Raw genomic sequence first — 17,896 nt, 5'->3', positions numbered from 1 at the left:
CCTTGTCCACAACCATTCACTCAGAAAGAAAGAAGCTATGTCGTCAACATCGAATAGTGCTGAACTAACCAGCATTTCAGTTACTCCGCCGAGCTACCGGCATGATCCTTCAGCCCGCATCCGCGCCATCAATTGGAACCGGGTGAGCGATGACAAGGATCTTGAAGTGTGGAACCGTCTAACCACCAACTTTTGGTTGCCAGAGAAGGTCCCGCTTTCTAATGATCTCCCGGCGTGGCAGAAGATGACACCCGAGGAACGCAACCTCACCATGCGGGTGTTCACGGGACTCACCACCCTGGATACTGTCCAGGCCACCGTGGGTGAAATCTGTCAGATTCAAGATGCCCGCACCGAACACGAGGAGGCCGTGTATACCAACATCGCGTTCATGCAGTCAGTCCATGCCCGTTCATACTCTTCAGTGTTTTCTACCCTGAGCAGTACAAAGGAAATTGATGAAGCATACCGCTGGGCGGTGAATAACGACCTTCTCCAGGCACGCGCCAAGAAAGTTCTCGCGCACTATTTTGGGCCGGATCCACTCAAACGCAAGGTGTCATCGACGTTGCTTTCCTCGCTGCTTCTCTACGCGGGTTTCTATCTTCCCTTGCACTTTTCTGTCCACGCCACCCTGACAAATACGGCAGACATGATCCGCCTCATTCTGCGTGACAAGGCAGTGCACGGCTACTACTCGGGTTACAAATATCAGCGCGGTCTGGAATCCACGACCCCGCTACGGCAGAAGGAGATGCATGATTTCACCATTTCTTTGCTCGAAGAGCTTTATGCACTAGAGCTGGACTATTCCGGCGAGCTATATGAGCCTTTGGGACTCATGGATGATGTAGCCGTGTTCGTTCGCTATAACGCCAATAAGGCACTCATGAATTTGGGCTACCCGGATTATTTCCCGCCCGAAGAAACGGAAGTGAACCCAGAAATCCTCGCGGCCCTAGCCCCCGGAGCAGATGAGAACCATGACTTCTTCTCCGGATCTGGTTCCTCCTATGTCATTGGTACTGCTGAAGAAACGAGTGATGATGACTGGGATTTCTAAACCTTTTCCGCGACCGGACCAAGGAAGCTGGCTTGAGACCATCGCGCTGTTTGAAGCCATCCGCGAAGGAAACCAACCCGCAGCCATGCGGCTGTTGAATACATCCGCCGCACGAGAGGCTGTCCTCGGGGGGCTTCTAGGACTCATCGATCTGTACTTCCGCCATGAAGAAGGAGACAAAGTAGATGGCTTCCTCACCGCCGCCCACGCTGCCGGCCCACCACCGGCCTTTGGCTGCAAGCCTTTTCTCCCTTGACCACGTCTCCCTACACCCAACTAAGAAAGAAGGTTTACCATGACCACCCCACGTATCAGCGTTATCGTCGGCAGCCTGCGCCGAGAGTCATTTGCACGCAAGATTGCACACGAGGTGCTCACGATGATCCCTGAAGGCTACGAGGCAAACATCGTGGAAATCCGTGACTTGCCGCTCTATGACTTCGACTACGATGACCCCGCCGTCACGGACAAGCCCACTCCGGCTGAGTACACCACCTTTCGCGAGACCATCAAGAACTCGAGCGGGATCCTCTTCATTACGCCAGAGAACAACCGCACTATCCCTGCCTGCCTCAAAAACGCAGTGGACATCGGCTCTAAACCCAACTCAGATGTGGCATGGAAGAACCTTCCCGCAGGTATCATTAGCCACTCTGTAGGCCGCATGGGCGGCTACAGTTCACAGAAGAACCTTCGCCTCGCTCTGTCCTACTTCGACATGCCGCTCCCTGGTCAGCCCGAAGTATTTCTGGGCCAATCCCCCACCCTTTTCGAAGAGTCCGGACATCTCAATCAACGTACCGCAGGCTTTGTCAAGGATTACGTTATGCGCTTCCTGCAGTTGACCGACGAGGCCTTTAGAGCCAAGAACGGCTAGCGGTATCCCCAGCCAACACACATCACGCCCTCTTCGAAGTACTCAAAGACTCCTAGAGGGCGTTCACAATGACACAAACCCCGGATTCAGGCTCATCCTTGAGTTACCTGAATCCGGGGTTTCATGCGCGCTCGCCACCACACATGTGGCAGCAGCGCGTTACAAGCGGGAGATTACTTCTCCTCGGAAGCTTCTGCAGCGTCCTCTTCTTCGATTTCACCGAAGTACTGGTCAACGTCTACGTCGTTGCCCTCTTCATCCTTGACGGTGGTGCGGCAGATAGCGGCAGCCAGTGCCTTGCCACGGCGCACGTCAGAGAAGAGGTTAGCGATCTGGCCGTTGGACTGCAGCTGCTGGATGAACTGGTTCGGGTCCATGCCGTAGGACTGAGCGGTGAACAGGATGTGGTCGGTCAGCTCCTGCTGGGAAACTTCCGGCTCTTCCTTCTCTGCTACAGCGTCAAGGAACAGCTGGGTGCGGACGGACTCTTCTGCCTGCTCGCGAGTCTGCTTATCAAACTCTTCGCGGGAGGTGCCCTGTGCCTCAAGCAGCTGAGCCAGTGCCTTCTCATCGTGAGCCAGCTGGCCCAGGATCTGGTGCAGCTGGGAGTGAGCCTGCTCGTCCACTACGGACTGCGGCAGCTCGAATTCAACCTCGGACAGTGCGGACTTCAGAACCTCATCGCGGATCTGTGCAGCCTGCTCAGCCTTCTTGGTCTCCTCCACCTGGGTCTTGGTGGACTCACGCAGCTCGTCCATGGTGTCGAACTCAGAAGCCATCTGAGCGAACTCATCGTCCATAGCCGGCAGCTTGCGCTCCTTGGACTGCTGAACGTGGACCTTGATGGTGGCCTCTTCGTCCTTGTGCTCGCCGGACTGGATGGTGGAGGTGAACTCGTTATCCTCGCCGGTCTTCATGCCGCGCAGGGCGGTATCCAGACCCTTGATGAGGTCATCGTCACCGATGCGGTAGGAAAGACCCTCGGTGGAAGCGTCTTCAATCTTCTCGCCGTCGATCTCAGCGGTGATGTCGATGATGGCGTAGTCGCCGGTCTTCATCTTGCGCTTGGTGTCTTTGAGCTCACCGAAGCGCTCTGCCAGCTCCTCCAGAGCCTTGTCGACGTCCTCTTCGTCAGCCTTCAGGGCCGGGACGGTAACGGAGATCTTGGAGAAGTCCGGAATCTCGAACTCAGGGCGGATATCAACCTCGGCGGTGAACTCCACGAAGTCCTTGTCCTCGATCTTGGAAATGTCAACGTCCGGCTGGCCGATGACCTTCAGATCGTTTTCCTTGACTGCCTGCTCGTAGCGGGAAGGCAGCATGTCGTTGACAACCTGCTCCAGGATGGGGCCGCGGCCGAAGCGAGCGTCAATAAGCTGGCGCGGTGCCTTGCCCTTACGGAAACCTGGAATAGAAACCTGCTGCGCGATTGCCGCGTAAGCTTGATCGATTTCCTGGTCCAGCTCCGCAAACGGAACGTTGACGGTGAGCTTAACGCGGGTATCGCTCAGCTTGTCTACGGTGGTCTTCACGAGTGAATCTCCCTGGCTTCATTGTTTTACGTACATAAACTTAAAGGGGGTCCGGAAATCCTTATTAGGGCATTTCCAGACCCCCATACGTCGGGGCGACAGGATTTGAACCTGCGACCCCCTGCTCCCAAAGCAGGTGCGCTACCAAACTGCGCCACGCCCCGTATGTAGGCCACCAAGTTGCCTTGGCTGCGTTGCATACCTGAGACAGTGTACCGTGTCCGGTTTAAATCTCCTAAACGGACCCCCACTTAATGGAATCAACGCAGCACAGAGGCCACTTTTGACAGCCTAGCGGCTAGAAATCGAAATCAAACATTCCGTCAAAGAATCCGCCGCCGTCGCCATCGCCAAGGCCATCAAATAGGCCGCCGCCGTCATCGCCGCCGCCCATGTCTCCGGCGTCACCAGCATCGCCAGCGTCACCGCCCATTTCGCCGGCATCGCCCATGCCATCACCGCCACCCCAGTCGCCGCTTTCAGCAGCGGCCGCGGAATAACCAATGCCAGACATGCCGGAGAACAGGGCATTGAACATCATGGAGTAGCCAACCATCCACACGCCGGTCTGCAATGCATCAGCCCACCACGGACGGGAATACCAACCCGCCGGAACCGGACGGCCGGCCACGGTTCCGCCTGGGTAGTAGTTCGGGGTATCCGCGGAGGCATACGGCGAAGCAGTGATCTGCTGGCCATTCGCTTCCACGGTGCGCTTTTCCGTCACCTTGCCGGCGGCGCGCTGCCCCTCGAGCGGTGGCAGCTCTGGTCCCGGGTTCATGCCCATAATCTCGCGTGCAGCATTCACATAGTGCATGCCTTCCAAGGCGGACTCACGCGCTAGGTTCGCCTGCTTTGCGGTAGTGGCGCGCGAAATTGCCGAGTTAGCTGCTGTGAAACGCTCGGACGCATCGGCCATTGCCTGCTGGGAGGCAGAGTCTGTGCCTGAAATCTGCATTACTTGGCCCCCCAGGCGTTCAATCCACCGGCGAGCATCGGCTTGTGCATCGGCCAATTGCTGTGCTTCTCGTTCCTCGCGGCGTTTTTGAGAGTTGCGCGAGGACATCAACCACGCGCCTCCGCCCACTGCCAGCACAAGGAGCAAAATTCCCACTATGATCATCGCTTTCTATAGATAGGGCCGTTCCGCTTATAACAACGACTCAGGCGCCAGCCTAGTTCCCTATTTTCATTTTTGCCCCCACGTGCGCTAAAGTATGGCGCAGCGTTTCAATAGCGCGCTGTGGGAATGTCGTATAGTGGCTAATACCTCAGCCTTCCAAGCTGAAGACGCGGGTTCGATTCCCGTCATTCCCTCCACGTTTCGCCCATCTTTTAGGTGGGCGATTTTCTGTTTTCCATCCATCATCGCTGGCTACTCATGGTAAACGGCGTACGCGTGCAACGAAGTGTAGGGTGGCGCGCATGACTTCAACCAATAAGTATTCCGAATTTATCCGCAATCGCCACTCTCCCCGCGCATTCCTGCCGGAGCCCATGCCGGTAGAAGACATCAAGCAGGTTTTGGAGGACGCTCAATCCGCACCCTCCAATTCCAATACCCAGCCGTGGAACGTGCACGTAGTGGGCGGAGAAAAGCTCAAGGAGCTCAGCGCCGCGCTTATTAAGGAATTCGACACCAATGGGCTCAGCCCAGACTTCACCACCGATTATGGTGAGGGGATCCATCCCAAGCGTTCCCAAGAGCTGGCCGCCAAGATGTACGGTCTACTGGGCATTGAGCGCGAGGACAAGGCAGGCCGCGTGGAATTCGTCCGCGAAAACCTGCGGTTCTTCGGCGCGCCTCATGCAGTCCTTCTCTTTATCCCGCCGATGGGCGACCGCATCCGTGCCGCCTTTGACCAGGGAACCTACGCCGAAAACTTCCTGCTTTCCTTGGAAGCACACGGCTATCACGGCATCCCACAGGGCATGATTTCCTTGATTGCGCCAACCGCACGCGAGTTCCTAGGCGTGGACGAGGAGTACAAGCTGGTCACCGCCATCACCTTTGGTACGGCCGATGAATCTAGCCCAGTCTTTAATACGGCTCCGGGTCGCGCACCACTGTCAGAGACCGTGACCGTGCACGGCATTGAGGACCTGGAGCTCGATTAGAGCCAGCTCCCCATCAGCAAGCTACTTTCAACGATTTCGTCCATCTAAACCACCGCGACCGTCGACGAAAAAGGCGTTTTATAGGGACAGAATCGTTGAATCGCCGCGGTGAGCGTCCGCTCACCAATATCACTAGGCAAAGTTGGCCGAAGGGGGCGTCGGCAAGCATAGAATTGAATCCATGGATATCACTCTTGCGACCTTTGACCATGCGCCGGAGACCGCACTGCGCGGCGTTCGTTTTAAAAACACGTGGGTGCCTTCGGAAACCTATGCGGATTCCCGCCGCGGTACTCTGACCGGACAGTACCCACAGCGCCAGGCCACCACGCGCATCAGCGAGGTTTTTGCCGGGGTGGGCTATGAGGTTCGCGAAGACACGCAACCGGCCGGTGAAGACGTCTTTCGCCTGCTAGAACAGCCCAGCCCGGAGGAACTCGACCAAGTTGAAGGCGTTATTGCCGTCTGCTCCCTGCTGGGAGGAAATGCCCCGATGTCGGTGCTATGGCCGGGCGTGGCGGAAAACGGGGAGAATAACGAGCTGGTCTCCCCTATTGACTTGGCTCCTACCCTCGCCGCCATTGCCGGGCTGGATGTGCGGCCCAATGCTCGCTTGTCCTTCGATGGGTTGAACTTGGTTCCGGTACTGCGCCATGGCGCCTCGGGGCACGCCGCGTTGTTCTTTGACAATGGCGTGCGCATGATTGACGCCGCGCTTATCGACGGCACCGCTACCCCACCCCACGAGCGCGCCCGCCTGCAAGATGAGTGGGAGACGTGGAATAAATTCATCACGCTCGGCCCACTGCAGTAGGCAGGTAGTCTGGGGCGCATGAGCGTACCTAACATCACCCTGAATGACGGCAATACCATCCCGCAGCTGGGCTTCGGCGTATTCCAAATGGATCCGGATAAGACCGAAGAGCTGGTAGCCGAGGCCCTGCGCGTGGGCTATCGCCATATCGATACCGCCGCTATCTATGGCAACGAGGAAGGCGTGGGCCGGGCAATTGCCAAGTCCGGCATCCCGCGCGAGGAACTTTTTGTCACCACCAAGCTGTGGAATGACCGCCAGACCGATGCCGCCGCAGCACTTGATGAATCTTTGGACAAGCTCGGCCTAGAGTATGTGGATCTCTACCTCATCCATTGGCCGACCCCGGCGAAGGGAAACTACGTCGTAGCCTGGCAGCAGCTCATTGAGTTGCAAAAGCAGGGCAAGGCGAAGTCCATCGGCGTCTCCAACTTCGAGCTCGAGCACCTGGACCAGCTGGAGCTCAAGACCGACGTTAAGCCGGCGGTCAATCAGGTCGAGCTTCACCCTTACCTGCAGCGCTGGCGCGAGCTGGACGCCTTCCGCGCCCACACCGTAGCTATTGAGGCATGGGGGCCTTTGGGGCAGGGTAAGAGCGATATTTTGGATGCCCCCGAGGTCACCGACGCCGCTGCGGCGCACGATGTCAGCCCAGCGCAGGTCGTCATCCGTTGGCACCTACAAAACGGCGTCATCCTCTTCCCTAAGTCCGCCACGCCATCGCGCATCGCGGAGAATTTTGACGTCTTTGGCTTTGAGCTCACCGAGGACGAAATGGCTGCCATCACCGCCCTGGATGAGGGCGAAGAGGGACGTGGCGGTCCGCACCCGAATGACATGAATGACGCTTAAGCCTTAGCGCCTCGGCCGAACCGGCCGGTGCGCACACAGAAACGCCGCGAAACCAACTTTGGTCCGCGGCGTTTATTTTTGCGTGGCTTAGGCCTCCGGCAGCTCTGGGGCGATGCCGGTGCGCTCGTATTCCGCCAAGATGTCGATGCGGCGCTGGTGGCGCTCCGCGCGGGACCATTCTTGGTCTAGGAAGGCGTCGACGATTTCCAGTGCCTGCTCCTCGGAGTGCATGCGGCCACCGATGCCGATGAGCTGGGCATTGTTGTGCTCACGGGCAAGGCGGGCGGTCTCTGCGGACCACGCCAGTGCGCAGCGAGCACCCTTGACCTTATTGGCGGCAATCTGCTCGCCGTTGCCGGAGCCGCCAAGCACGATGCCCAGGGAGCCTGGGTCATTGACGGTGCGTTGTGCCGCTTCGATGCAAAAGGCCGGGTAATCATCCTCGGCATCGTAGGTATGGGCGCCGCAGTCAATGACTTCGTGGCCCTGCTTGGTGAGGTGTTCAGCAATCAGGTTCTTGGTTTCGAAACCTGCGTGGTCTGCTCCTAGATAAACGCGCATGGCCCACATCCTACCGGCCCGGCGCGCCTTGAGGAGGCTTAGCGCTCACCCTATTTCGCATTACATATTCCTGATAGGCTCGCGGACAAGCACTATCGCGATAAGAAAGGAAAGCAATGCCTATCAACACACGGATCCTCGCGCTATACGGCGGGACCCTTCTCGTCTACCTCATCATGCTAGGCATTATGGTAGCTGGCGGCGGCGGCTTCCTCCTCCCGCTTATCGCCAGCATCCTTGCGACATTGGCCCACGTAGGTTTGGGCATCTGGTGGATTGCGCAGAAGGTGCGAGGGAATCCGCGGGCCAATGGGGGCGCAGTTGCGGCCGGCATTATCGCGCTTCTCGCTGGGGCCTCGTGGGCTTCCTGGGTACTTGTCGCGTGGGAGGAGTTTCAGGCCGGCATGGAGCTTCCCGTTATCAATATCGCGGGTCTGCCGGCACTTATTTTGACCCCACTGACCATCGCACTGTGCGTCGGCGCCGCGATTCAGCTGCGCCGACGTGAGAAAAACGCTTAGTTTTCCTCCACCTGCGGCATCTCGGTGCGGGAGCGCTTGAGCTCGAAGAAGTAGGGGTACTGGGCAAGGCGCAGGGAGGCGTCGAAAAGCTCGCCTGCTTCTTCCCCGGTAGGGATGCGGGTAATAACTGGGCCAAAGAAGGCGGTCTCGCCCAGCTTGATAACCGGGGTGCCTACCTCATCGCCCACAGCGGAAATGCCGTTGTGGTGGTACTCGCGCAGCTTCTCGTCATAGTCCTCGGTATTGGCTACCTCGGCGAACTCTGCTGGGAGGTCCACCTCCGCTAGGGCTTGGGCGATGATGTCATCATAGGCGCCAAAGCCGGTGCGCATACCGTTGCCCTTGGCGTGAATCAGGGTGCCCATTGCGGTGTAGAGCTCGTCTACCTTCTCAGGGCGCTCGGCCTTGACCTTGGCAAAAACGCGGGCTGGGCCCCAGTTAGCCTTCATCATGTCCATGTAGTTGGAGTCCAGATCGCGGCCGTCATTGAGCACGGACAGGGACATCGGCTCGAACTCGACCTCGATGTCGCGCACCTTTTCTACTTCCTTAATCCAGCGCGAGGTGGCCCACGCGAAGGGGCAGGATACGTCGAACCAGAACTTTACTGCGTCAGCCATGAATACTCCTTTGATTGAAAAAGTTTGCCCCACCAGCCTAGGTGCACGACTACTGTGGATGCAGAACTATTTTCGGCTTAGAAGGAGAATATAGGCCATGACCTCTATAAACCTGACTCGCGAGGAAGCGGTTCAACGCTCCCGAATGATCGAGGTGAACCACTACGACGTCACTTTAGACCTCAAGTATTCAGACACCCACTTCCTGTCCACCACGAAGGTGAGCTTTACCTCGCAGGAGATCGGCTCGACTTTTATCGATCTGCGCGCCGAAGAAATCCAGGAGGTACGCCTCAACGGCAATCCCCTGCCCACTGCTTCCTATAACCCCGCCTATGGCATTCCATTGTCTGGCCTCCAGGTAGCCGATTACACGCTAGAAGTCACCGCCACGATCCCGTATTCCCGCACCGGTGAGGGCCTGCACCGCTTTGTAGACCCCGCCGATGACAAGGTCTACCTTTATACCCAGTTTGAAACTGCCGATGCCAAGCGCGTCTTCGCCTGCTTTGACCAGCCGGATATGAAGGCCACCTACGCGCTGCATTTCAAGGCGCCCGAAGAGTGGACCATCATTAGCAATGGCCCGGTCAGCTGGGAAGGCGATGTAGCCAGCACGGCTATTGACTACCCGTTGTCCACCTACCTGGTGGCCCTCTGCGCCGGACCGTACCACGAGGTCACCGATACCTGGCGCGGCGAGCTGACCGCACACCCAGAGGGCAAGCCGGCCCAAAAGCTCGAGGTGCCACTCGGCATCTACTGCCGCGCTTCGCTCGCCCACGCACTGGATGCTGAGCGCCTGTTCACGGAGACCAAGCAGGGCTTTGATTTCTACCACCGCAACTTCGGTTTCCCCTACCCCTTTGGCAAGTATGACCAAATTTTCGTACCGGAATTCAACGCCGGCGCGATGGAAAATGCCGGCTGCGTCACCATCCGCGATGAGTACGTCTTTACTTCCCAAGCCACGCACTATAAATATGAGCGCCGCGCCGATACCGTCCTGCACGAATTGGCGCATATGTGGTTCGGTGACTTGGTCACGATGCAGTGGTGGGACGATTTGTGGCTCAATGAGTCCTTTGCCACCTGGTCCGCTGCCATCTCCCAGGCGGAGGAAACCGAATACGATACCGCGTGGGTAACCTTTGCCAATGTGGAAAAGTCCTGGGCCTATCAGCAGGATCAGCTGCCGACCACCCACCCGATTTCCACCGATGCCAGCGATATCGAAACGGTGGAGCAAAACTTCGATGGCATCACTTACGCCAAGGGCGCTTCAGTGCTGAAGCAGCTGCAGGCTTATGTCGGCCGCGAGAACTTCCTGGCTGGTGTGCGCCGCCACTTCGCCGCCCATGCATGGGGCAATGCCACCTTTGATGATTTATTGCGCCACCTGGAAGAGGCCTCCGGCCGCGACCTTTCCTTCTGGGCGAAGCAGTGGCTCAAGACCTCCGGCATCAATACGCTCAGCGTGGCGCTCAATGCGGATGAGTCCGGCACGATTACCCATGCTTACCTCACCCAGGCCGGCGATACCCTGCGCACCCACCGCGTGGCGGTAGGCCTGTATAACCTGCAGGACGGCAATGTGGTGCGCACCGATCGCATCGAGATGGATATCGATGGCGCTTCCACCGAGATTCCAGAGCTCATCGGCCGCCAGTTGGCAGACATTGATTTCCTGCTGCCCAACGACGATGACCTGACCTATTGCCTCATCGAGCTGGACGCGGGTTCCCTGCACTTCCTGCTGGATAATATTGATAAGTTCGCCGATCCCATGGCCCGCACCCTGTGCTGGTCTACCGCTTGGGAGATGACCCGCGCCGGTACTATGCGCGCCCGCGATTTCATCCAGCTGGTTGCCCGCGGCATGCAGGCGGAGACGGAGCTCGCCGTCCTCGAACGCATTGTCCTGCAGGCCTCTAGCGCGCTGAAGAACTATGCCGATCCACAGTGGGCGGCTCAGAGCACCCTGCTTGCCGACGCCCTCCTCGACGGCGCCCACAGCACCGATGCCCAGCGCTCCATCATCTGCACCCAGGCGCTGGCGAAGATTCGCCTGCACGATAGTGCGCGCGACTATCTGCGCGGCGTGCTCGAGTCCTCCGCGGATGCGGGGCTGCGCTGGTCCGCACTGGCGGCACTTGCCGCCGATGGCGCGGTAGAAGACGTCCCCGCTGCCGCGGAAGCGCAACTGGAGCGCGATAATTCCGCCACCGGCTACTACTCTTCCCTGCGTGCCCGCGCAGCCGTGGCAACCGCCGAGAACAAGCAGGCGGTATGGGAAGAAATCGTGGCGGGAAATCTCACCAACCGCGAGCTCACCTCCAAGCTGGAAGGCCTGCTCTACCCGCATAGCGATGAATTCCTGCCCACCGCGGAGTTCTTCGATATCGCAGAAAAGGTATGGTCTTCCCAATCCTCCGAGGTGGCACTGACCACCGTGACGGGACTCTTCCCTTCCTGGGATATCACGCACAAGGGCTTGGACCGCGCCGATGCTTTCTTGAAGAAGGATCTGCCGGGTGGCCTGCGCCGTACGGTCACCGAGCAGCGTGACCGCGTGGCCCGCGCGCTGCGCAACCGCCAGGTAGACGCTAGCTAAGCCGACTTTCCCGCGCCGTTGCCCTGGCCCGGTAGGGGTTGCGGCGCGGGATCCTCACCCAGGACCACCTCGACGTTGGCGATATCAGAGCGCAGCGACTCTTCAATATAGGCAAAGACCGCGCCCGATTTAGTCTTTAGCAGCCGCACGAACCGAAGCAGCGGGTGCGATCGGCTCACGTGCAATAGTTTCTGCTCTTCGGTACGAGCGGTAGCGGCACGCATGCTCTCGCGCTTAAAGACGGGCTTGAGGCTATAGCCGGCCAAGATTTCCATGATGGGCTCGCGCAGATCGTGCTGATTGAGATCGGGAGCCATCTCTACCGGGATGGTATAGCGCGAAAGGATGACGGGCTTGCCATCGACGGTATAGACGCGCTTGATATCCCACGCAAAGGTGGAATCGCTAACATCCAGGACCGCTGCCACATGCTTGGGCACGTGGGCCTTGTTAACGGAGACCACGCGCACGGCGGTGTCGTGCCCGCGCTCGCGCAGCTGGGTGACGATATTGTCCTTGTTGGTCAGGCTCAGTGTAGGGGGAACCGTGCGCACGTAGGTGCCACCACTGCGCCCGCGGCGTCGGTCGATGAGGCCTTCGACTTCCAAAATGTCTAAGGCATGGCGCACGGTCATGCGCGCAACATGAAATTCCCGGACCAATTCGCGTTCGGTAGGAAATTTCTGACCGGGTTCTAATTCATTGCGTTCGATCTTGTCGCGTAGGGCATCCGAGATACGGAGATAGGCGGGCCGTTTTCGGCTTTGGGAAGTCACAGCCCCCGAGTGTAATGGACACCCCTGGAAACCAACCCCATTAATGTGTGATGTCCATTACCACTACTTGCGTTCCTACTTGCGCAGATGTAACTCGATTCGCGGCCTGACCTGGATTTCCGTCAGCTGGGTGGTAGGGCCTGCCTCTACCACGGTACGAATGGCACGAGCCACCTCAGCCGGGGCAATAACCTGGGAGGGATCATAATCCTGCAACCCCTTAAGCATCGGGGTATCGGTAGGCCCCGGAGCCACGGTGGATACGCGGATTCCCGGCTCGGAGATGCGCAGTCCATCGGCGAGTGCATACAACGCGTGCTTGGTCGCCGCGTAGATGACGTTATCGCCGTAGCTGTGGCGTCCAGCGCCAGAGTTAATAAAGACCACGGTGCCCTCCGCCTTGCGCAACTGCGGCAGCAAGGCGCGGGTCAGCTCAGCAGTGGCGTGCACGTTGAGGTCCATATGGGCGCGCCAATTTTCCGGCGTGGCTTCCTCCACGGAGTACTTAGTAGCCCGTGCAGCAGCGTGGACGAGCACGTCCACGCGGTCTAGCTCCGGCAGCTTCATGCCTTCATCGAGGCCGGCGACGAGGTCGATGGCCACCGGCGTAATGGAGTCCGATTCAGGCAGTTCCGCTGCGCTACGTCCCAGTGCGTACACGTGGTAATCACCGGCTAGGTCAGCGATGATTTCGCGGCCCATGCCGCCGGTAGCGCCGGTGACGACGGCGACTTTCTGCGGGGCTTCGCTCTCCGAGTGTGCTGGTGCGGTGGCGTTCTTTGTATCAGTCATGCCGCCCCATCTTAGGGATCCTTTGCTTTCAGCGCCGCTCCGAACTAGTCACCGGCGGTAGCCGATTAACGGAAGCGCTTAGGCACGTCCGGCTGGCCCAGGGTGAGCATCAAACGATTAGCCCAGTTGAAGAAGGAGGAAGCGTAGATGAGGTCCAGAATGGATTGATCATCGAATCCGGCCGCACGCAGGTCTGCGCATAGTGCCGCATCGAAGGCGAACGGGGATTCCGTCAGCGCCACGGCGGCACGACGGATAAGATCCCATTCCTTTGAGCCAAGGTCGGCGTCGATACCCTCGTCCAAGAGGCGGTCTACGATTTCACGGTCGCCGCCCTCCTGGACGCACCGCGCCTGGTGCACGGAGGCACAGTACTCGCAGCCGTTGTAGCGCGAAGCCACAGTAGCGGCAAGCTCGCGGTCCGCACGGGAGAGGCCACCTTCGGTGTTATAGAAGATGTCTAGGTCAGTCAGCGTGCGCGCCTTCAAAGCAGCGGGGTCGCGGGCGAGCAAGCGGAAGTACTCGGAATCGATGCGCTCGGGCTTGATGAGGGCATCGGTATGCACCGCAGTGAAATCCTCCTTCGCCAGCGCCTCTACCCAGGGCTTCCAGCCCAGGGAGTGGTTGACAAAGTGGTCCGGCAGCACGGTATCGGGCTGCAGCGTATTCGCAGTAACCTCCCAACCCGGATCGGCCACGCCGGCAGCGCGCTCGGCTGCGGGGTGGGATGCAGAATCCTCGCCAGAAAGTACGCGCAGGCCGTGGACCACGCGCAGCTGGAAGGCCAAAAATGCCACCAGCTGGGACAGGCTGACGATATCCGTGGCGGACCATCCTGCGGCATCGAGGTGTCCGATCGCCTGCGGGGAGGCATCCTTGGGGTGGAAAGCCAGAAGGTGCGCCCAATCGAAGGCCGCAGCTAGGCGCGTGCCCAGCGCGGCTTCCACGGCGGTATCGCCGAAGATAAGGAAATCGCCCTGGTGATATGGGCCGGTGGACACACCGCGCTGGCTCGCGGCGCGCACGGCGGCAACAAGGTCCTCGTCGGCCTCATCTTCCAGCAAGTCGAAGTAGAAATCCGCAGCCTCGCTCGCCTGGTAGATTGCAGCGGTAAAAGCCGCCACGGCATAGCGCTCCGTATAGGAGAACTCGCCTGGCTCTGCCGGCTCGAGCAAAGCGCTAAAGCTCAGCTGCGCATTGTCCTGCGCATCATGGCGCGCACGGCGCAGCTGTTGCACCTCGGCGCTGGCGTGGGAGAGCTCATTAATAATGTCGGTCATATTCTCAGTCCAACCTTTCTGGGGCGCGGTTATAGCCCCAAGTTTAGGTCTCCGGCACGATAGCGGGAGCCTGGGATGGCGTCAATTAGCTGGCGCGTGTACTCGGTTTCCGGATGCGCAAAGACCTGCGCGGTAGGTCCGGATTCCACCTGCGTGCCGTGGGAGAGCACGGAAACGGTATCGGAGATTTGGTTAACTACCGCCAGATCGTGGGAGATGAAGATATAGGTAAGCTCCAGCTCGCGCTGCAACTCGTCGAGCAGCCGCAGGATCTGCGCCTGCACGGTGACGTCGAGCGCGGACACGGCCTCATCGAGCACCACAAGATCGGGCTCAATGATCATGGCGCGGGCGATGGCCACGCGCTGGCGTTGACCACCGGAGAGTTCGCGGGGACGGCGGGAAGCCATGGAAGAATCCAAGGCCACCAAATCAAGAAATTCGCGTGCTTTGGCACGCGCATCCCGCTTGGAAGCGCCGGTGAAATTGCGCACCGGTTCGGCGATGGTATCGCCGATGCTCAAGCGCGGATCCAGCGAGCCAAAGGGATTTTGGTAAACCATCTGGATCGAACGGCGCAGCTCGCGACGGCGCTTGCCACGGGCGGAGCTGATGTCCTCCCCACCCAAGCGAATGCTGCCGGAGGTGGGCGTGCTCAACAGGGAAATGGCGCGGCCGGTGGTGGTCTTACCGGAGCCAGATTCCCCCACCAATGCATGGGTGGTGCCGCGGGCCACGGAAAAGTTGATGTCCTCCACCGCGGTGAAATCCCCGAAGCGTTGGCTCAGCCCCTCCACCTCGAGCAAGGTTTCGCGTTGCGCAGGCGCGGCTGCCCGCACGGGAGATGCGGCCTGGGAGGAAGTGGGGGCGGTGAGCGAGGGGGCGTCGGCAAGCAGGCGCTTGGAGTAGGCGTGCTGGGGGTCGGTGAGGACGCGGGCAGCAACGCCCGACTCGCGGACGGTGCCCTTTTCCATGACCACGATGTTATTGGCGCGGTCGCCCGCCACGGCCAGATCATGGGTAATGAAAAGGATGCCCATGGTGAGCTCTTCGCGCATCTCATCCAGGAGGTCCAGGATGATCTTCTGCACGGTGACATCGAGCGCGGAGGTAGGCTCATCAGCGATGATGAGCTCCGGCTCCAATGCCACGGCCGCGGCAATGAGCACGCGCTGCTTCATGCCGCCGGATAGCTCATGCGGGTACTGGTGATAGCGGCGCTGCGGATCATCAATGCCCACGCGCTCCAAAAGCTCCAGTGCACGCTTCTTCCGGGAGGCCTTATCGCCCTGCCCGTGGATGGCCATGCCCTCCTCCACCGAGGCGCCGATGGTCTTGAGCGGGTTAAGCGAGTTATTGGGGTCCTGCGGAATAAGTCCAATGCGGCGACCACGCAGCTCCCGCCACTGCTTTTGGGAATACTGGGTGACGTCGCGGCCGTCGAAAGTAATGGTGCCAGAAACGATCGACGCATTGTCTGGCAGCAGGCCGATGGTGGCCATGGCGGAGGTGGACTTGCCGGAACCGGACTCGCCCACGATGGCGGTCATCTCGCCAGGGTTTACCTCGAGCTCAATGCCGCTTACCGCTTCTACCTCACCGTGCGCGGTGCGGTAGGTAATGGATAGATCACTAATGCTAAGCAGGGACATTAGGCCGCCTTTCGCAGTGTCTGGCTGAGGTGGTTGGCCGCGAGGACCACGGCGACGATCACAATGCCCGGGGCGATGGTCAACCAGCCGGCCGTGGCGATGTAATCGCGCGATTCAGAGATGAGAAGACCCCACTCCGGGGTTGGGGGCGGTGCGCCATAGCCCAGGAAGCCTAGGGTGGCTAGCTGCAAAATGGCCAGGCCAAATTGCAGGGCTGCTACAGCGAAGACCGCGGTGAGTGAATTGGGAAGAATATGACGCACGAGCACCTGGAAGGAAGAACCGCCGGAGCCATAGGCAGCCTCGACGAAATCGGAGCCGGCCACGCTAAGCACCTGGGAGCGTGCCAGGCGCGCAAAGGTGGCCACCGAGGTAATACCTACGGCGATGGCGGCATTGAAAATGCCGTGGCCCAGCACGATGATGACGGACAGGGAGAGCAAGAGTCCGGGGATGGACAGCAGCACGTCCACGATGCGCATGATGACGGCATCGACCCAGCCGCGGCGCACGCCGGCGATGATGCCCAAGATGGTACCGACGATGAGGCCGAAGAGGACGGCAAGCAGCGCGCCTAGTAGGGATTGGCGCGCGCCATAGACCACGCGGGTATAGAGATCGCGGCCGACGGCATCGGTGCCGAACCAGTGCTGGAAGCTGGGTTGCAGCAGTGCCGTGGTATCCCCGCCCTGGTTAGGGTTCTGGGAGGTAAAAAGTTGGGGGAACAGCGCGCAGAGCACCGCCAGGCCCAGCACAATCAGCGAGATGATGGTGCCCGGGGTGAGCTTCAGCTGTGTGGATTTAAGCTTCATGCTTGGACCTTCTTCTCGTTCGTTGCGGTGGTATCGGCGGTGGTGGCAGCGGTGGCGGAGCTAGATGCAGTCTCGTGCTCGCGCTCGCGCAGGCGCACGTCAAGCACTGGGTAGAGCAGGTCCACAAGCAGATTGATAAGGACGAAGACGGCGGCGGCCAGCACCACGATGGCCAGTAGCACCGAGGTATCGCGGTTAGCCACCGCATCTACGGTCAGCGCACCAATGCCGTGGCGGGCAAAGACCGCCTCCGTCACCACGGAACCGCCGACGAGCTCACCAAAGGTAAGGCCGGCCATGGTCAGCGCCGGCAGCAGCGCGTTGCGCAGGACGTTGCGCCACAACAACCAGGCACCGCTAGCACCCTTGGCGCGCACCACCTGCACGAAGGACATATCCATGACCTCATCGATGGAGCGCAGCAGCACCTGCGCCAGCGGCGCGGCCACGAAGATAGCCAGGGTAATTACCGGCAGGATGAGGCTTTGGGCGTCGCTCGCGCCGATGACCGGCACCCAGCCCAAGCCAAAGGAGAAAATCTGGATCAAAATGATGCCGATCCAGAAGGTGGGCAGGGAAACCATCACGGAAGGCAGGCTGCGGAAGAAACTGCGCAGCCAAGAAAATGGGCCGAAGGTGGAGACAATAGCCACCACGAAGGCCAGAACCACGCCTACGAGGAAGGCGAAGACCGCCAGCGCCAGCGTGGAGGGAAGGGCATCTGCCAGCATCTCCGATACGGCGGTACCGGTGGCGACGGAAAAGCCGAAATCACCGGTGAGGAATCCGCCGAGCGCGCTGAAGTAGCGGCTTAAGATCGGCTCATCGGCGCCATAAACCTCGCGGATGGCGGCCAGCTGTTCGGCGTTGAGCCCCAAGTTGGGGTTGTCATAGCGGGTCGCGACGGCGTCACCAGGCAGTGCTGCCAGGAGGATGAAAGAAAGGGTGAAGGTTGCCCAGATAACAAGCACGGCTTGGCCGATGCGCAGGGCAATAGTTTTCAGGCTCATGG

General features: G+C 59.7%; 18 protein-coding genes and 2 tRNA genes. 9 read left to right on the top strand and 11 right to left on the bottom strand.

The window, feature by feature from the left end:
- Positions 1 to 37: 37 nt before the first annotated feature.
- The 3 genes from nrdF to MHK09_RS01490 are packed head-to-tail and all read left to right on the top strand — an operon-like array spanning position 38 to position 1,940.
- A complete protein-coding gene (gene nrdF, locus MHK09_RS01500) occupies positions 38 to 1,063 on the top strand; it encodes a class 1b ribonucleoside-diphosphate reductase subunit beta (RefSeq protein WP_005324047.1) in 1,026 nt (341 codons plus the stop codon).
- The gene (locus tag MHK09_RS01495; RefSeq protein ID WP_005324046.1) at positions 1,044 to 1,319 is read left to right on the top strand and encodes a hypothetical protein; all 276 of its coding nucleotides are present in this window, start codon (positions 1,044 to 1,046) and stop codon (positions 1,317 to 1,319) included. The genes nrdF and MHK09_RS01495 overlap by 20 nt, the downstream gene beginning before the upstream one ends.
- A 39-nt stretch (positions 1,320 to 1,358) precedes the next feature.
- Entirely contained in the window at positions 1,359 to 1,940 is a 582-nt protein-coding gene (locus tag MHK09_RS01490; protein WP_250412458.1) for an NADPH-dependent FMN reductase, read from the top strand.
- A gap of 173 nt (positions 1,941 to 2,113) precedes the next feature.
- On the opposite strand, the gene tig is transcribed toward MHK09_RS01490, so the two are convergent.
- The 3 genes from tig to MHK09_RS01475 all read right to left on the bottom strand — a co-directional run bounded on the left by tig (position 2,114) and on the right by MHK09_RS01475 (position 4,595).
- Entirely contained in the window at positions 2,114 to 3,472 is a 1,359-nt protein-coding gene (gene tig / locus MHK09_RS01485; RefSeq protein WP_005324044.1) for a trigger factor, read from the bottom strand.
- A 90-nt stretch (positions 3,473 to 3,562) separates the two neighbouring features.
- A tRNA-Pro gene (locus tag MHK09_RS01480) sits at positions 3,563 to 3,636 on the bottom strand.
- 134 nt (positions 3,637 to 3,770) lie between these two features.
- Positions 3,771 to 4,595, bottom strand: a complete 825-nt coding sequence (locus MHK09_RS01475; RefSeq protein ID WP_179386888.1) for a flagellar basal body-associated FliL family protein — start codon at positions 4,593 to 4,595, stop codon at positions 3,771 to 3,773.
- 122 nt (positions 4,596 to 4,717) lie between these two features.
- Here MHK09_RS01475 and MHK09_RS01470 point away from each other — a divergent pair.
- From MHK09_RS01470 to MHK09_RS01455, 4 genes are all read left to right on the top strand, one after another.
- Positions 4,718 to 4,792, top strand: a tRNA-Gly gene (locus MHK09_RS01470).
- Positions 4,793 to 4,897: 105 nt separating this feature from the next.
- A complete protein-coding gene (locus MHK09_RS01465) occupies positions 4,898 to 5,590 on the top strand; it encodes a nitroreductase family protein (protein ID WP_005324042.1) in 693 nt (230 codons plus the stop codon).
- Between the two features lie 181 nt (positions 5,591 to 5,771).
- Positions 5,772 to 6,404 carry a hypothetical protein gene (locus tag MHK09_RS01460; RefSeq protein ID WP_250412457.1) on the top strand — a complete coding sequence of 211 codons (633 nt, stop codon included), beginning with the start codon at positions 5,772 to 5,774 and terminating at the stop codon, positions 6,402 to 6,404.
- Between the two features lie 18 nt (positions 6,405 to 6,422).
- Entirely contained in the window at positions 6,423 to 7,256 is an 834-nt protein-coding gene (locus MHK09_RS01455) for an aldo/keto reductase (RefSeq protein WP_198491949.1), read from the top strand.
- An 87-nt stretch (positions 7,257 to 7,343) separates the two neighbouring features.
- On the opposite strand, the gene MHK09_RS01450 is transcribed toward MHK09_RS01455, so the two are convergent.
- The gene (locus MHK09_RS01450) at positions 7,344 to 7,817 is read right to left on the bottom strand and encodes a ribose-5-phosphate isomerase (protein WP_250411372.1); all 474 of its coding nucleotides are present in this window, start codon (positions 7,815 to 7,817) and stop codon (positions 7,344 to 7,346) included.
- Positions 7,818 to 7,933: 116 nt separating this feature from the next.
- Between MHK09_RS01450 and MHK09_RS01445 the strand changes: the two genes are divergently transcribed.
- Positions 7,934 to 8,338 (top strand): MFS transporter, encoded by a 405-nt coding sequence (locus MHK09_RS01445; protein ID WP_179386890.1) that lies wholly within the window; start codon positions 7,934 to 7,936, stop codon positions 8,336 to 8,338.
- Here the strand turns inward: MHK09_RS01445 and MHK09_RS01440 are convergent.
- Positions 8,335 to 8,958 (bottom strand): mycothiol-dependent nitroreductase Rv2466c family protein, encoded by a 624-nt coding sequence (locus MHK09_RS01440; RefSeq protein ID WP_179386891.1) that lies wholly within the window; start codon positions 8,956 to 8,958, stop codon positions 8,335 to 8,337. The genes MHK09_RS01445 and MHK09_RS01440 overlap by 4 nt on opposite strands.
- Before the next feature lie 97 nt (positions 8,959 to 9,055).
- On the opposite strand from MHK09_RS01440, the gene pepN reads away from it, so the two are divergent.
- Positions 9,056 to 11,572, top strand: coding sequence for an aminopeptidase N (pepN, locus tag MHK09_RS01435; RefSeq protein WP_250412456.1), 2,517 nt, complete (start codon positions 9,056 to 9,058; stop codon positions 11,570 to 11,572).
- Here the strand turns inward: pepN and MHK09_RS11770 are convergent.
- The 6 genes from MHK09_RS11770 to MHK09_RS01405 all read right to left on the bottom strand — a co-directional run bounded on the left by MHK09_RS11770 (position 11,569) and on the right by MHK09_RS01405 (position 17,894).
- Positions 11,569 to 12,348: a GntR family transcriptional regulator gene (locus tag MHK09_RS11770; RefSeq protein ID WP_250412455.1), complete on the bottom strand. Its 780-nt coding sequence runs from the start codon at positions 12,346 to 12,348 to the stop codon at positions 11,569 to 11,571. The two genes, pepN and MHK09_RS11770, sit on opposite strands and share 4 nt — an antisense overlap.
- A gap of 75 nt (positions 12,349 to 12,423) precedes the next feature.
- Positions 12,424 to 13,140 carry an SDR family oxidoreductase gene (locus MHK09_RS01425; RefSeq protein ID WP_250412454.1) on the bottom strand — a complete coding sequence of 239 codons (717 nt, stop codon included), beginning with the start codon at positions 13,138 to 13,140 and terminating at the stop codon, positions 12,424 to 12,426.
- A gap of 65 nt (positions 13,141 to 13,205) precedes the next feature.
- Positions 13,206 to 14,420 (bottom strand): alkylhydroperoxidase domain protein, encoded by a 1,215-nt coding sequence (locus tag MHK09_RS01420; protein WP_250412453.1) that lies wholly within the window; start codon positions 14,418 to 14,420, stop codon positions 13,206 to 13,208.
- A 29-nt stretch (positions 14,421 to 14,449) separates the two neighbouring features.
- Positions 14,450 to 16,072 carry a dipeptide ABC transporter ATP-binding protein gene (locus tag MHK09_RS01415; protein WP_250412452.1) on the bottom strand — a complete coding sequence of 541 codons (1,623 nt, stop codon included), beginning with the start codon at positions 16,070 to 16,072 and terminating at the stop codon, positions 14,450 to 14,452.
- Positions 16,072 to 16,884: an ABC transporter permease gene (locus MHK09_RS01410; RefSeq protein ID WP_250412451.1), complete on the bottom strand. Its 813-nt coding sequence runs from the start codon at positions 16,882 to 16,884 to the stop codon at positions 16,072 to 16,074. The genes MHK09_RS01415 and MHK09_RS01410 overlap by 1 nt, the downstream gene beginning before the upstream one ends.
- On the bottom strand, positions 16,881 to 17,894 hold the full coding sequence (locus MHK09_RS01405; protein WP_250412449.1) for an ABC transporter permease: 1,014 nt from the start codon (positions 17,892 to 17,894) through the stop codon (positions 16,881 to 16,883). The genes MHK09_RS01410 and MHK09_RS01405 overlap by 4 nt, the downstream gene beginning before the upstream one ends.
- Positions 17,895 to 17,896: the final 2 nt, after the last annotated feature.

The sequence above is a fragment of the Corynebacterium tuberculostearicum genome (genome assembly GCF_022347235.1).
Classification (GTDB): Bacteria; Actinomycetota; Actinomycetes; order Mycobacteriales; family Mycobacteriaceae; genus Corynebacterium; species Corynebacterium tuberculostearicum_F.
Note: the sequence above shows the minus strand (reverse complement) of the source record. Positions and strands in the feature narration are given on the sequence as shown.